The 14,306-nt window shown below is 47.4% G+C and carries 13 protein-coding genes; 10 read left to right on the top strand and 3 right to left on the bottom strand.

What is annotated here, in order from left to right:
- The first annotated feature begins 16 nt into the window (after positions 1 to 16).
- The 5 genes from ACOMG9_RS06240 (at position 17) to ACOMG9_RS06220 (ending at position 7,716) form a co-directional block, all read left to right on the top strand.
- Positions 17 to 802, top strand: a complete 786-nt coding sequence (locus ACOMG9_RS06240) for an enoyl-CoA hydratase-related protein (RefSeq protein ID WP_448216208.1) — start codon at positions 17 to 19, stop codon at positions 800 to 802.
- On the top strand, positions 799 to 2,850 hold the full coding sequence (locus tag ACOMG9_RS06235; RefSeq protein ID WP_448216207.1) for an acetyl/propionyl/methylcrotonyl-CoA carboxylase subunit alpha: 2,052 nt from the start codon (positions 799 to 801) through the stop codon (positions 2,848 to 2,850). Before ACOMG9_RS06240 ends, ACOMG9_RS06235 begins: the two co-directional genes overlap by 4 nt.
- Positions 2,840 to 3,751, top strand: a complete 912-nt coding sequence (locus tag ACOMG9_RS06230; RefSeq protein ID WP_448216206.1) for a hydroxymethylglutaryl-CoA lyase — start codon at positions 2,840 to 2,842, stop codon at positions 3,749 to 3,751. Before ACOMG9_RS06235 ends, ACOMG9_RS06230 begins: the two co-directional genes overlap by 11 nt.
- Positions 3,748 to 5,706, top strand: a complete 1,959-nt coding sequence (locus tag ACOMG9_RS06225) for an acetoacetate--CoA ligase (RefSeq protein WP_448216205.1) — start codon at positions 3,748 to 3,750, stop codon at positions 5,704 to 5,706. The genes ACOMG9_RS06230 and ACOMG9_RS06225 overlap by 4 nt, the downstream gene beginning before the upstream one ends.
- Before the next feature lie 516 nt (positions 5,707 to 6,222).
- Positions 6,223 to 7,716, top strand: coding sequence for a CoA-acylating methylmalonate-semialdehyde dehydrogenase (locus tag ACOMG9_RS06220; RefSeq protein WP_494529952.1), 1,494 nt, complete (start codon positions 6,223 to 6,225; stop codon positions 7,714 to 7,716).
- A gap of 70 nt (positions 7,717 to 7,786) precedes the next feature.
- On the opposite strand, the gene ACOMG9_RS06215 is transcribed toward ACOMG9_RS06220, so the two are convergent.
- Together ACOMG9_RS06215 and ald are read right to left on the bottom strand one after the other, a co-directional pair.
- Entirely contained in the window at positions 7,787 to 8,242 is a 456-nt protein-coding gene (locus ACOMG9_RS06215) for a GNAT family N-acetyltransferase (protein WP_422132856.1), read from the bottom strand.
- 170 nt (positions 8,243 to 8,412) lie between these two features.
- Positions 8,413 to 9,534 carry an alanine dehydrogenase gene (gene ald, locus ACOMG9_RS06210; protein ID WP_494529951.1) on the bottom strand — a complete coding sequence of 374 codons (1,122 nt, stop codon included), beginning with the start codon at positions 9,532 to 9,534 and terminating at the stop codon, positions 8,413 to 8,415.
- A gap of 382 nt (positions 9,535 to 9,916) precedes the next feature.
- Here ald and ACOMG9_RS06205 point away from each other — a divergent pair, with 382 nt between their 5' ends.
- From ACOMG9_RS06205 to ACOMG9_RS06185, 5 genes are all read left to right on the top strand, one after another.
- Entirely contained in the window at positions 9,917 to 10,105 is a 189-nt protein-coding gene (locus ACOMG9_RS06205; protein WP_494529950.1) for a hypothetical protein, read from the top strand.
- Between the two features lie 91 nt (positions 10,106 to 10,196).
- Positions 10,197 to 10,619: a DUF3301 domain-containing protein gene (locus ACOMG9_RS06200; RefSeq protein WP_494529949.1), complete on the top strand. Its 423-nt coding sequence runs from the start codon at positions 10,197 to 10,199 to the stop codon at positions 10,617 to 10,619.
- 114 nt (positions 10,620 to 10,733) lie between these two features.
- A complete protein-coding gene (gene efpL, locus ACOMG9_RS06195) occupies positions 10,734 to 11,300 on the top strand; it encodes an elongation factor P-like protein EfpL (RefSeq protein WP_422132852.1) in 567 nt (188 codons plus the stop codon).
- A gap of 623 nt (positions 11,301 to 11,923) precedes the next feature.
- On the top strand, positions 11,924 to 12,409 hold the full coding sequence (locus ACOMG9_RS06190) for a hypothetical protein (protein ID WP_422132851.1): 486 nt from the start codon (positions 11,924 to 11,926) through the stop codon (positions 12,407 to 12,409).
- Positions 12,410 to 12,529: 120 nt separating this feature from the next.
- Positions 12,530 to 13,135: a DUF416 family protein gene (locus ACOMG9_RS06185; protein WP_448216199.1), complete on the top strand. Its 606-nt coding sequence runs from the start codon at positions 12,530 to 12,532 to the stop codon at positions 13,133 to 13,135.
- Positions 13,136 to 13,139: 4 nt separating this feature from the next.
- Here the strand turns inward: ACOMG9_RS06185 and ACOMG9_RS06180 are convergent, their stop codons facing one another.
- Positions 13,140 to 14,246: a hypothetical protein gene (locus tag ACOMG9_RS06180; RefSeq protein WP_422132849.1), complete on the bottom strand. Its 1,107-nt coding sequence runs from the start codon at positions 14,244 to 14,246 to the stop codon at positions 13,140 to 13,142.
- Positions 14,247 to 14,306 lie beyond the last annotated feature (60 nt).

Here is a 14,306-nt window from a genome sequence, read left to right as displayed (position 1 = left end):
CCAGGGAAGTAATACCATGAGCAACTCTCTCATTATCGAAACCAGCGGCAATGGTGTTGCCACCATTACCATGAATCGTCCGGAAGTGGGCAATGCCTTTAATGCCGAACTGATCAGCGAACTGATTGATGCCCTGAAACAGCTGTCTGGCGAAGAGACTCGACTCCTGCAACTGAGGGGCTCCGGCAAACATTTTTCTGCCGGAGGTGACCTTAACTGGATGAAGAACGCCATTCATCTCAGTGAGCAGGAAAACTACGACGACGCACGCACACTATCAGAACTGCTCTACACCCTGAATCACTTTCCTGCACCAACTATGGCGGTGGTTCAGGGTGCTGCATTCGGTGGTGCCATAGGACTGATTTGTGCCTGTGATATCGCAGTTGGCGCCGACAACACCCGATTCAGCCTGAGTGAGGTCAGGATTGGCCTGATTCCAGCCGTCATCAGCGCATACGTTGTACAGGCCATTGGCACCCGTCAGGCTCGTCGTTACTTCCTCAGTGCGGAAGTCTTTTCCGGAGAAAAAGCGCTTGAGCTGGAATTGCTGCATGAACTGGTGCCTGAATCAGAACTTGATACCAAAGCCGATGAACTGACCCAACAGCTTCTGGGGAATGCTCCGGCAGCGACCCGATTGGCAAAAAGCATGTTGCACAGTGTTCATAACAAGCCGATTGATGATGAATTTGTTGAACTGGCTTGCCGGGAGATAGCCCGGATCAGAGTTTCTCCGGAAGGTCAGGAAGGTCTGGCATCATTCCTTGAAAAACGCAAACCTTCATGGAGTCAGCCATGAGCAAGAATAGCGCCATGAACTCGGACAACAGTCTCCAGAATGTAAAGCATTTCCATAAAATCCTCATTGCCAACCGGGGTGAAATCGCCTGCAGGGTAATAAGAACCGCCAGAAAACTGGGAGTCAGAACAGTCGCAGTCTACTCTGATGCGGATTACCAGGCCCTTCACAAAACCCTGGCCGATGAGGCTTATTATATTGGCCCTTCAGCTGCACAGAAAAGCTACCTGTGCAGCGACAAACTGATTGAAGTAGCAAAACAATCCGGTGCCCAGGCAGTGCATCCCGGCTATGGTTTTCTGTCTGAGAATGCCGACTTTGCCCTCGCCTGTCATGACGCCGGTATTCACTTCATTGGACCCGGGCACGAAGCCATCAGAGCAATGGGTTCAAAAAGTGAAGCCAAAACCCTGATGGAAAAAGCCGGTGTTCCTATTTGTCCCGGTTACCACGGTTCCGATCAGTCTGATGAAACCCTAATCCTGGAGGCGGAGCGTATCGGTTACCCCCTGATGGTCAAAGCCGCACTGGGTGGTGGCGGCAAGGGGATGAGAATTATTGAGCATCACGACCAGTTACAGGAAGGCCTTCAGGCGGCCCGAAGAGAGGCCCTGAAAAGTTTTGCCGATGACCACTTACTTCTGGAGTCGTATATCACCCAACCTCGCCATGTAGAAGTTCAGATCTTTTTCGATCATAACAATGAAGGTGTTTATCTCTTCGACCGTGACTGCTCCTTGCAGCGACGTCATCAGAAAGTCATCGAAGAAGCCCCCGCTCCTGACCTTTCCGATGCCATGCGAAAAAGTATGGGAGAGGCAGCAGTCTCAGCGGGTAAGGCTATACAGTATCGCGGAGCCGGTACAGTTGAGTTCCTGGTTGACGGTGAACGCTTCTATTTCATGGAAATGAATACACGACTTCAGGTCGAGCACCCGGTCACTGAGGCTATTACCGGACAGGATCTGGTTGAATGGCAACTGGCTATTGCCGCAGGTGCATCCTTACCTCTGACTCAGGATCAGCTGCAATGTCATGGTCATGCCCTTGAAGCTCGCATTTATGCCGAAAGCCCCGATCATGACTTTTTACCCTCTTCAGGGAAAATCATGGACTTGCAATGGCCTCAGGCAGTGGATCACGTCCGCATCGATACGGGTGTACAACAGGGCGATTATATCTCCAGCCACTATGACCCGATGCTGGCAAAACTGGTGGTCTGGGCTGAAGATCGTGAATCTGCTATTGATAAAATGTCCCGGGCTTTGTCTGACTATCAACAGGCTGGCTTAAGTGATAACCGTGATTTTCTGATGCATCTGGTCAATGAGCCCGCTTTCAGAGAAGCTGAATTATCCACGCATTTTATTGATCAACATCCACCTCAGACAGAGCTGGATCATGATCAACTAAGAATGTCGTTGATTGCAGGAGCCCTTTATCAATTCCATCAATCTCAATACGAGGGGTCGTTACCGGCTGCTTCAGCACCGTCTCAAATGACTCTTTTTCTGAACCAACAACCCTATCTGATTTCACTGGAAAAAGTGTCTGAAGGATTCAGGGTGAGTCTGCCTGATAGCTATTGTCAGGCTGATATTCACTGGTATGAGGCAGAGTCTGGTTGTTTGTCGGGACAACTGTTGATTGGCGATCACACAGAGTTCTCTTCGACACAATTAACATCACAATGTCGTGTGCTTCCCCTACCGGAAGCCAGGCTGAAAATATTCTTCCCGCACTTCAGTGTCGAGCTGTGTCTTTCAGGACAGTGCCTGACCGCTCACGATGGTTCTGAAGCCATGTCGGCGCCAATGAACGGAACCGTCAGCTCTGTCATGGTCTCAGAGGGACAGCAGGTCAGTGCCGGAGCCCCTTTACTGGTTATGGAAGCCATGAAAATGGAACATACCATTCATGCTCCCTGCGGCGGAATGATTGAGTCGATCTTTTACAAGGAAGGCGACAGAGTGGACGCTGGTTCGTCACTCATGAGTTTTCAGGAAACCTTGAGCAAGGGTACAAAGGACAACGAAAATGCTGCCTGAATCTGTCCGCATTGTTGAAGTTGGACCCCGTGACGGGCTTCAGAATTTGCCAACACCAGCGTCTTTGGAAACACGAGTAGAACTGGTCAACTTACTGTCTCAGTCCGGTCTTGAGCACATAGAAACAGGCAGTTTCGTTTCCTCCAGGTATGTTCCCCAGATGGCGAACTCGGATCAGGTATTCCAGACCATTAAGCGACAAAGTAACGTTGTTTACACGGCTTTGACCCCCAACCTCATGGGGATTGAAGATGCCCTGAAAGCAGGAGCGGACCAGACCGCAGTGTTTGCCTCAGCTTCCGAAGGTTTCAGTCAAAAAAACATTAACTGCTCCATTGCCGAGAGCCTTAAACGTTTTGAACCGGTTATGGAGTTGGCCAGACAGAATAATATGCCCGTCAGAGGCTATGTTTCTTGCATTATCAGTTGTCCTTATGATGGTGCAACCTCACCTCGGCAAGTGGCTGAAGTGACTAAAGCGCTCTATCAAATGGGATGTTACGAAGTATCCCTTGGAGATACCCTGGGCACAGGAACACCTCTTCGGGTTAAAAGAGTTCTGGAAGCCTGTTGTCGTGAAGTGTCTATCAAACACCTTGCTGCTCACTATCACAATACTTACGGACAGGCATTAGCCAATATTTACGCATCTCTTGAGGAAGGTCTGGCGGTAGTAGATTCGGCGGTTGCAGGTCTGGGTGGCTGCCCCTATGCACCGGGAGCCTCTGGCAATATTGCGACTGAAGATGTGCTCTATCTGATGGAAGGTCTGAACATCAAAACCGGCGTGCAGATGGACAAGCTTTTGAAGGCCGCTGCCTTCATCTGTCATCAACTGGGTATTCGTTCTCACTCGAACACTGGACTGGCTTTGGAAAGAATAAAACAGGATCGCATATGACACAGCTCTGGACACCTGACGAGAGCCGGATTCAATCATCAAATCTTCATAAATTCATTCAGTCTGTCAATGAAAGCAACGTTCAGAAACTGACTGACTACCACTCCCTCTATGACTGGAGTGTCAGCGATCGTTATGCTTTCTGGGAAAACCTGGCAAAATTTGTCGATATTCAATTTCACACCCTACCCTCTGCCATCTGCAACCATGATCAAATGCCGGGAGCAGAGTGGTTCCCGGACTCGACTCTCAACTATGCAGAACACATGCTGCGACATGGCAAAGATGCTGAGAAGGCTACAAAAGATGCGCTGGTTTTCAGACGCGAAGACGGCCACCGTACCACCTTGAGTTGTGGCGAACTGACTAAAGCGGTCGCGGCAGCTCAGGCAGGACTGAAAGCGGCAGGGGTCAGCAAAGGAGACAGGGTGGCAGCTTTTATGCCCAACTGCCCTGAAGCCCTGATCATGATGCTGGCTACTACCGCCCTGGGAGCTATCTGGTCGTCCTGTTCGCCAGACTTTGGTATTCAGGGCGTTCTGGACCGTTTTGGGCAAATCACACCAAAAGTACTGCTCAGCATTGATGGCTATTTTTATAATGGTAAGCCGATTCAGTGTCTGGAAAAGGTTCAATCCCTTCAGGCACAGATCCCTTCTATCGAACAAACCGTCATTGTGCCATTCCTGAGCGGTGATGCCGATATCAGTTCCCGAACCTCATCGGTCTTATACGACGATTTTATTATTCAAGATATTGATACACCTGAGTTTGTAGCGGTGGACTTTAATCATCCTTTGTTCATTATGTACTCTTCCGGCACGACCGGAGCCCCAAAGTGCATCGTGCATGGACATGGTGGAACCCTTCTGCAACACCTGAAGGAATTGTCTTTACACACGAATTTAAAATCCGAAGACATTATCTTCTACTTCTCTACTTGCGGCTGGATGATGTGGAACTGGCTGGTTTCCTCTCTTGCTTTGGGAACCACTGTCGTTCTTTATGATGGTTCCCCTTTCTACCCAGAGCCGCGAAGTCTTATAGATATTGCGGAAGAAGAGGGCATTACTGTTTTCGGCACCAGTGCAAAATACATTGCAGCATTGGAAAAGGCCGGGGTTAAGCCGGCTGAATCTCACTCTTTACCAAAGCTGAAGACTCTTCTGTCTACGGGCTCTCCTCTGCTTCACGAGAGCTTTGATTATGTATACCGGCACATCAAAAAGGATCTCTGCCTATCTTCTATTTCTGGTGGCACCGATATCATCTCCTGCTTTGCTTTGGGCTGCCCTGCCTTACCGGTTAATAAAGGGGAGATTCAGTGCCGCGGACTGGGAATGGACGTTCAGTTTGTCAGCCCTGAAGGCAAGCCTCTGTTGGAAGAAAAGGGTGAACTGACCTGTCAGAGCAGTTTCCCATCCATGCCCATTGGATTCTGGAATGATCCCGAAAATAAAAACTATCATAAAGCCTATTTCAGCCAGTTCCCTGGGGTCTGGGCTCATGGAGACTTTGGTGAACTGACAGAAAATAAAGGGGTGATCATTCACGGTCGGGCAGATGCTGTCCTGAATCCGGGTGGCGTAAGAATCGGGACTGCGGAAATTTACCGACAGGTTGAAAGGGTAGAGCAGGTGCTTGAGAGCATTGCCATTGGTCAGGAGTGGAAAGGCGATATCAGGGTTGTTCTATTTGTTAAGTTACGAGATGGTGCCACACTGGATGACGAACTTATCCACGAAATTAAAAAGGCCATTCGAGACAATACAACGCCCCGTCATGTGCCTGCGGTTGTACTACAGACACCGGATATTCCCAGGACCATCAATGGCAAGATTGTTGAGCTGGCCGTTAGGGATGTTGTCCATGACAAACCAGTTGCCAATATCGAAGCCCTGGCGAACCCGAAAGCTTTGGAGTATTTCCGAAAACGACCAGAACTTCAGGATTAAGGGGCTGTCATCTTTGTCTCCGGCGTGATCCAAACAATCGAGCAGCCGCAAAAGGTGCTCATGATCCTTCACAAGTCTATTGATCGGCAGCGACATAGCACACTCCCTCCCTTGTTCTTCTTAATTATGAAATGCCAGCTCTGAAAGAAAACTTAAGGGGTCTTCAAGACATTCAGACATTTCAGCCCGGGGCTCGAGAATAGACAGCCCTCCATGAAGTCTAGTGAATAAAAACACTCTCACATTCTGAAAGCTGGATCTATTCTATTTACAGAATATTTCCGAAAGGTTGCTCCAATGCCTTATTTTGCCACTATTCAAGTCAACCTGCTCAACAACCATTTGAGCAGGTTCACAGAATAACTGCACTCAGCCGTAATCCAGAAGTCCTTGAGTCAAAGGAGTTGTTGGAGTTTTGCGACAGCCTCTTCATACGGAGACTGAATTCCCGTAACCTTAAAAAGGTAATGGTTTCACTCTGAACAATAAAAGTAATGAACTGTAAGGAGCCCTGACATGAGTGCTCAAATCAACCATTTCATCGCCGGCTTGCCCTCTGCACCCAGCGCACGACAGTTACCCGTTTTTAACCCTGCTACCGGACAGCAGGAAGCTTCTGTTTCTCTGGCCAGTGCCATGGAGGTCGAGGTTGCTATAGCCACAGCCAAACAGGCTTTTGAACAATGGCGAAATGTCACCCCACTAAATCGTGCAAGACTTCTCTTCAAATACAGGGAACTGGTTGAAAAACACCGTAATGAGCTGGCTGAAATGCTGACCAGAGAACATGGAAAAGTTCTGGAAGATGCTCATGGCGATATTACCCGTGGATTGGAAGTCGTAGAATTCGCTTGTGGTATTCCTCACCTGCTGAAAGGGGAATACACAGAAAATGTGGGAACAGATGTGGATGCCTGGTCCGTCAGCCAACCCTTGGGCGTAGTGGCCGGAATCACACCTTTTAACTTCCCGGCCATGGTTCCCATGTGGATGTTCCCCCTGGCCATTGCCTGCGGTAACACGTTTATTCTCAAACCTTCAGAAAAAGACCCCTCAGTTCCTTTCCGTCTGGCCGAGTTGATGAAAGAAGCCGGTCTTCCCGATGGTGTTTTGAATGTGGTCAATGGTGATAAGGAAGCTGTTGATACTATCCTCGCCTCAAGGGATGTTCAGGCCGTCAGTTTTGTTGGCTCTACAGCTGTTGCTGAGTATATCTATCAGAAAGGCTGCCACCACGGAAAGCGCGTTCAGGCTCTGGGTGGAGCCAAAAACCACATGGTTATTATGCCAGATGCTGATCTTGATCAGGCCGTTGACGCACTGATAGGTGCTGCCTATGGTTCTGCGGGCGAACGCTGTATGGCTATTTCTGTTGCAGTTGCTGTGGGTGATGTAGCGGATGCACTGATTGAACGCCTGACTCCGAGAGTGAAAGCCTTGAAGGTGGGTAACGGTCTGATGTCTGGTATTGAACTGGGTCCACTCATCAGCCAGGAGCACCGCAGCAAGGTATCAGGTTATGTGGATGCCGGTATTGCCCAGGGTGCCAAACTGGTCGTGGACGGCAGAAATTTTTCCGTTGAGGGCCACGAAGAGGGTTACTTTCTGGGCGGCTGCCTGTTCGACAATGTTACCACCGATATGTCCATTTACCGGGAAGAGATATTCGGACCGGTACTGTCGATAGTACGAGTGCCTGATTATGAGACAGCGGTCACCCTGATCAATGATCATGAATACGGCAACGGTGCTGCCATATTCACTCGTGATGGCAACAGTGCCCGACAGTTTGCCCATGACATCCAGATCGGCATGGTCGGTATTAATGTACCCATTCCAGTCCCAATGTCATTCCACAGCTTTGGCGGCTGGAAGCGGTCTCTGTTTGGTCCACTGCATATGCACGGCGTGGAAGGTGTGAAGTTTTATACACGTCGCAAAGCTATTACTTCTCGTTGGCCAATCGGAATCAGACCAGGCGCAGAGTTTGTCATTCCTACCATGAAATGAATAGCCACTGAACATTAGAAGCTGGCACACAGCAGAATCAGTTGTCAGAGACAACAGGAGCCGCCGGTCATCAAGATCTTCTTAAAAACATAGCAATATGGGGGATACCATCTTCCTCATAGATGTCACCTTCAGCTTTAAAGCCATAAGCGCCATAAAATGTTTGAAGGTGAGCCTGACCACTGAGATAAAGATCATACTCAGGAAAGAGTTCGGTGGCTTTTTCTACCGCTCGTTTCATCAACTCTTTGCCCAACCCGCCACCACGGTAAGAGTATGTAGTGATAACACGACCAATAGCCACAACAGATTCGGGGGAGGATGGGGGTATAATCCTCAGATAGGCCGCAAGATTATTTTCACCTTCCCTCCAGCCTGATAAGTGCAGACACCTTTGATCAACCCCATCCGCATCGTGATAAGGGCAATCCTGCTCAACGATAAAGACATCCTGACGGGCTTTAAGAATGCTATATACTTCCTGCCCGGTAAGTTCTTCAAACCTGGACCATTGCCAATTAATCAAACCCGAATCCAACCCAAAATCAATCAACCTGTGTGTGAATATCTATTCACCGTTAAGTAACGAGCTACCCAACAGAGTATCCTGCTCGCCGGACCATCTCTCAAGAATTAAAAACAAAAAACTCTGGCTTCCAAAAGCAAACCAGAGTTTTCGGTTCAGATAACCTTAAATCAGATTTCAGACAGCATTTCAGCAGCAGATCCGTAGGTCAGGTTTTGTACCTGAGCAACGCTCTCACAGGTCACTATGCCTTTGCAGACGTTAAGACCTTCCAGCAGGTGTGAATTATCCTCAAGAGCTTTACGAGTCCCCTTATTGGCAATGTCCAGAACATATGGCAGCGTTGCATTTGTCAGTGCCACTGTAGAAGTTCTTGCCACGGCACCTGGCATGTTGGCCACACAGTAGTGAACAACACCATCCACGATGAAGGTAGGATCATCATGGGTGGTGGGTCTGGACGTTTCAACACAACCACCCTGATCAATAGCAACATCAACAATAACAGAGCCACGCTTCATTCTGCTGACAAGAGCTCTGGTCACCAATTTGGGTGCGGCAGCACCTGGCAGCAGAACTCCGCCTACCAGCAGATCAGCTGTCAGTACATGCTCTTCAATAGAATGATGAGTAGAAAACACGGTTTTAATACGGTTGCCATAGCGGGCGTCAAGCTGTCTGAGAGTGTCCACAGAGCGATCCAGAATAACAACGTCTGCCCCCATGCCAACAGCCATAGCTGCAGCATTTTGACCAACAACACCGCCACCGATAATGACAACCTTCGCAGGATCTACACCCGGAACACCGCCCATGAGTACGCCACGACCTGACTGGGACTTCTCGAGACAGTGGGCGCCAGCCTGAATAGACATACGACCAGCGACTTCTGACATAGGTGCCAGCAAAGGCAGACGACCATTAGCATCTGTTACAGTCTCATAAGCAATGCAGGTAGCTCCTGATTCAATCAGATCCTGAGTTTGAGGAACGTCTGGCGCCAGATGAAGGTAAGTAAAGAGAGTATGGTGAGGACGCAGCCTTGCTCTTTCAATAGCCTGAGGTTCCTTGACCTTAACAATCAGCTCAGCCTTTTTGAAAACTGCCTCGGCACTTTTAACAATAGTAGCTCCAGCATTCTCATAACAATCATCGGTGAAACCAATACCTGCTCCGGCATTCATTTCAACCATAACTTCATGTCCCTGTGCCACGAGTTCCTTAACTGCAGCGGGTGTTAACCCGACTCGATACTCATGATTTTTTATTTCTTTCGGCACACCTACCAGCATATATTCCCCCGGCCCAAGCTTTATCTACGCTTATAAACTAGTATAAGGCCTTCGGTTTAGTGAATTATTTTTATTTGAAATTTTTTTCAGAATATTCAACCAAAAAAACTAACACTACAAATAAAATCACCAACTCCAGAAATTTTCAAGCAATCAACTGCCTCACCGCAAGCGAAGAGGAAAAAGACTCCCAGAGGTTAGTCAATAGAAACAATAAGGAGGCTTTAAAGATTGGAGAAAGCACGTACCAAGTCAAAGAAACGAAACATATTGCTGCTATTCTGGTTTCGAATTTCAGTGAGACCTTTGTTCGACCAGAACCCGGAATGGATGATCTGGATAGTAGAGAGTCACTTTATGGAGCCAATAGTTGGAGGCTAACGTGCCCGACACCATTTTTATGCTTGAATATCTCAAACGGGTTGGCGTAGACATCAAGCAGTTTGCTGATCAGAAAGCCCTGACGGCGGAATACTTCAGAAGAATTTACAGAGTCGACCCCAGAGAAAAGATCATTGACCGTGATGGAAAGCCCATTGGTAAAGCCAGCAATCCAAGACATCTGAACTGATTTCTGGTTTATTACTCAGAAAAACGCCACAACTTGTAAAGAAACGCTTGAGACATAGCTTTTCTATCTTGCTTGGCTATAAAATGCCCCTATGAATATTATCATCTGGATGCTACTTGTAGCAGCTTTTGCCTGGTACTGGGCTGATACAACAAAAGCAAGAGAGATCGCGATCATGCATGGCAGACGTGCCTGCAAGGAAATGAACTTACAGCTTCTTGATGGGACAGTGGTTCGTTATTCTACACGTTTCAAGCGCAGTCCAGACGGTCAGATGCGCCTTGCCAGAGATTTCAGTTTTGAATTTACACCCGATGGGATTCAGCGTTACCCGGGTCATATACGCTTGCTTGGTCAATACTTGCAGGTAGTGAATTTGCAATACACTAACCTTGAAGAACAGCAAACTTCGAATCTGATCATGTCTACAGAGTATTCAGAGGATACTCAGCCCAAGAATAACAACCCATCTGATGCAGTTGATCTGACAAACTACCAGGACACGAAGCCCTAGTACATCGTTTCAGCCCAAACATTCAGACCCAATATACAAATGATTAACGAGCCGATGGCAATTTCTGTCCTGTGATAGAATTTGCCTGCCCCCTTTGAACCGAGGTTAAAACAAATGGCCCATGCCAAAGATCTGAAGAAAGGTCAGATTGTTCAAATTGAAAACCAGTATTGCATCGTTCGACAGCAGGAAACCAAGAGTCCGTCCGCTCGCGGTGCCTCAACCCTCTACAAGTTTCGTTTCAGCTCCATTCCCGATGGCCAAAAGCTGGAGATGACCTGCACAGGTGACGATCAGTTTGCTGATGTCGACTTACTCCGCCGAACAGTTTCGCTTCTCTATCGTGAAGGTGATGAATTTACCTTTATGGACAGTGAGGACTACAGCCAATATCTGGTTAACTCAAGCACCATTCAAGAGCAACTTCCCTATATGTCTGATGGCATGGAAGGACTGATCGCTCTCTTGGTCGATGGTCAGTTACTGGCTATTGAACTACCGTCATCTATCGCTCTGGAAATTATTGATACCTCTCCCGCGATTAAAGGTGCTTCTGCAGCTGCTCGAACCAAAACAGCACGATTGACTACCGGTCTTGAAGTTCAGGTTCCAGAATACCTGAGTACCGGAGAAATCATCAAGATTAATACAGAGACAGGCAAATTCATGTCCAGAGCATAAAGTCGGATCATACCTTTTTGGCTCTTCAAACCTTCTGCGATTTAAACCTTCAACAGTGCACTTGAGTGCGCTGTTAAAAACGATCGCCATTGGAGTCAATACATTCGCTCGGTCACCTAATGTCAGGGCATTATGACCAGATAGTATTGGTCATTCACAGCCCAGAGCCTGCAAAAGGGTCAAGATAGCAACCCCGTGGCCGATAAGGTCAGATACCAGAGTTTTCTTGTAGATTTCATAGCTCAAGGAAAAAACCAGTAATAAGTGAAATAAATACGAAGGAATATAACTAACTATATGGTCCCAATACACAACGAATGGATAACGAGGTGTTTTTCTCTTTTTGTACCATTCATCACGGCCATCCTGAGAAATTATTTCACAATATAATAACGAAAAAACATATATATTATGTTGCTATATTGAGCAGGAAATTCAAGGCACTTCAGCCTGAACATGCTTAACTGAATAGTAGGGGTTTTTCTATTGCCAGCATGTCGTATAGACTGGCAATATAATTTGGATGGAAGCGCATTCAGCGCTAACTAAGGGTTAGCACCATGGATGGAAGCAAATCTTTAAACAGCTCTAGTGCATGTTGCAAATGGGGGTCGTGCTTTTTCATGACTTTGTTCCCGGTTGTAGCACTGTCGGACTCGGAAGGTCATTATCTTTCAGGGTCCCCTCATTACAGCACTGTCTACTCTCGTGATGTTTCGATGATTGACCCGTTCTCCACCATAACTACTAAGCGATCAAAAAACGTCAATAGAATGCCTGAGTTGTCTATCCGGGAAAAATCCAAAGTAAACCAGAAAAAAGTCAGCTCTTTTGTATACAAAGCTGTTAGCGATCCCAAAAAGCTGGCCGAACAGGCTGCCGCCAGTGCTGCATTTCTCGGGCTTGACTACATTGGTGTTGCCAGACCCATCAAAGAAGGCATGGACTTCATCAAGGAAAAAACACAGTTCGAATTCGGCGACTGTGGTAAGGTCCAATTCAGCAGTAACGTCAAAGCAGAAACCTGCATGTTCGATAATTCTACAATTGAGCTCAATTCTGATTATGATCTGGATTCTTTCACTGTTAACTTCAAATGGCAGATCTAATTAAAGGGTTATGATTTGTAGCTAAAGCTCTAACTGACTCAGGAACTTCTTCCAAGCAGTGCCTTCCCGGTATAATCCCGTTAGAATCCCTGTCCAGATATTCTGGCCTGAGGTTTCACCTTGAACACACATCGACAATACGCTCAGTTCTTGCGTCAACTGCATAAACTTCCAGCCTGGAAGCTCGTAGCAGTCACAACTGCTGTCTGTGAAAGAAGCTGGCCCAACTTTGCCCTGTTTGCCGAACTGACAGAGTTTGGACTTCCCGAAGACGTTCGACACTCTCTTAATATGCTCTGGGATAACGTCGCAGGCTATCAATCAGCCAAAAACTTTGAGCGTCTTCTGGAGAAGCTTGAGCCGAATGTACCCGACCTTGATGAGTGGGAGATGTTTGGCGCCATTCCAGCTTACGACAGTGTTATCAGTACGATATGTGCCGTTAACTGTGCTATGGAACCTGATGCTGGAGAGACAGCCAGTGCCTTGACACTCTCACTGAGCACCATTGGTAAATTCGTTAAGTATACAGAAGCTGAAGAGCTTAAAGGGACTGAACTCCAACAGTATGTTGAACAGCATGAGCTTTATCAGCAACAGATTGCGTTTATTGAAGAACTGCTGGATCAAATCAGCAGAAGCAAGCAAAGCCCCGATGTTATGAAACAGATCAGGGCTTTGGCCAGGAATGAAGGAATCAGCCACATTGGTATCAGTCTTGAGTGATTTATCATTTCGAATTACTGATGATATCTTTCAGCAATGTATATATTTTACTCTGAGAGTTCGACATCGTATCAAAGTTCTGATTGTAAGTAGTCATCGCACGCTGCAACTGGACAGTCTGCAACTGGTTACTTCCCGTCAGATTTTCTTTTGCCGCGTTCAGTGATGTCTTCAGCGAAGCCCATTCCTCTGGTGTGAGCTGGCCTTTTCCACTGGCGTCAGTGTAATTGATCTTCAGCAGATTACTGAGAACATCACGCTCTTCCTGAGTCAATGCTGGCATACCACCAGTCACTTCATTAGTAAAACTATTCTGGAAGGCGACTTTACGGGCTGCATAGCCACTGAGAGTTTGACTGGAATCGTTCGGGTCCTTACGAGACATCTGGTTGGTATTCACTCCGTCAAACTCCCAGGAATGAAGCCCACCCGCCTCAAGTAGAACATAACCATCGTTACTGGCAGCATCCAGGGCGGTGCCATTGAGATTTGGTGTACCTATAACAGGCTTTGCCGTATTCAAGTCAGTTACTGTAAGCCCCTGATTGCCTCTGGTGATGGTGATTCCGGTGATATCCGCGAGACCTCCTGACAAATTGGAAGGATCAAAGGGAGTTCCGGGAGCAGATGTTTGAAAAGTAATCTCAGTACCATCATCCAACACCATAGTCATATCATTCATAACCGGAATGCCCACCTGTTTGGCATCCGATATGGAGCCCTTGGCAACCGGCACCAGTGCCTGGTTTTGATAATTGAGTTGATTGCCTTCAGCATCCACCAGAGTGAAGGTAGTTTTGCCATTAGCATCCGGCTGAATAGCAATACCATAACCATTATCCAGTACAATGTTATTACCGTTAGTGGTCCAGGTCGTCTGCTTGTATTGACTGGTGCCATACTGGGCTATGTTGGATTTGTTGATCAGAGTATTGACGTTACCCAATAGCTTATTAGAAGTTTCTATCTCACTGAGAAGTCTGCGGACTTCTGAGTCCAGCATGTTCCCGCGCTCAAGGTAGACAGCCGAGACAAAGTCCTGCTGACTGAGCTTGGAAGAATCAACAACATTAACATTATTATTACTGTTAACTCCATTAACGGTAGCCATGAAAAACCGCCCCTGTCATCCACATGAATATTCAGTAAAAAAACACTGTTTTCTGCCCGA

The organism is Endozoicomonas sp. PH6C (assembly GCF_059322965.1).
The sequence above is the reverse complement of the archived record's forward strand: the minus strand, read 5'-3'. Positions and strand labels throughout refer to the sequence as shown.

Excerpts from the sequence above, each read along its gene's own strand:
- ACOMG9_RS06240 (WP_448216208.1), top strand. The coding sequence starts at position 17 with ATGAGCAACTCTCTCATTATCGAAACCAGCGGCAATGGTGTTGCCACC.
- ACOMG9_RS06235 (WP_448216207.1), top strand. The coding sequence starts at position 799 with ATGAGCAAGAATAGCGCCATGAACTCGGACAACAGTCTCCAGAATGTA.
- ACOMG9_RS06230 (WP_448216206.1), top strand. The coding sequence starts at position 2,840 with ATGCTGCCTGAATCTGTCCGCATTGTTGAAGTTGGACCCCGTGACGGG.
- ACOMG9_RS06225 (WP_448216205.1), top strand. The coding sequence starts at position 3,748 with ATGACACAGCTCTGGACACCTGACGAGAGCCGGATTCAATCATCAAAT.
- ACOMG9_RS06220 (WP_494529952.1), top strand. The coding sequence starts at position 6,223 with ATGAGTGCTCAAATCAACCATTTCATCGCCGGCTTGCCCTCTGCACCC.
- ald (WP_494529951.1), bottom strand. The coding sequence starts at position 9,534 with ATGCTGGTAGGTGTGCCGAAAGAAATAAAAAATCATGAGTATCGAGTC.
- ACOMG9_RS06200 (WP_494529949.1), top strand. The coding sequence starts at position 10,197 with ATGAATATTATCATCTGGATGCTACTTGTAGCAGCTTTTGCCTGGTAC.
- efpL (WP_422132852.1), top strand. The coding sequence starts at position 10,734 with ATGGCCCATGCCAAAGATCTGAAGAAAGGTCAGATTGTTCAAATTGAA.
- ACOMG9_RS06190 (WP_422132851.1), top strand. The coding sequence starts at position 11,924 with ATGACTTTGTTCCCGGTTGTAGCACTGTCGGACTCGGAAGGTCATTAT.
- ACOMG9_RS06180 (WP_422132849.1), bottom strand. The coding sequence starts at position 14,246 with ATGGCTACCGTTAATGGAGTTAACAGTAATAATAATGTTAATGTTGTT.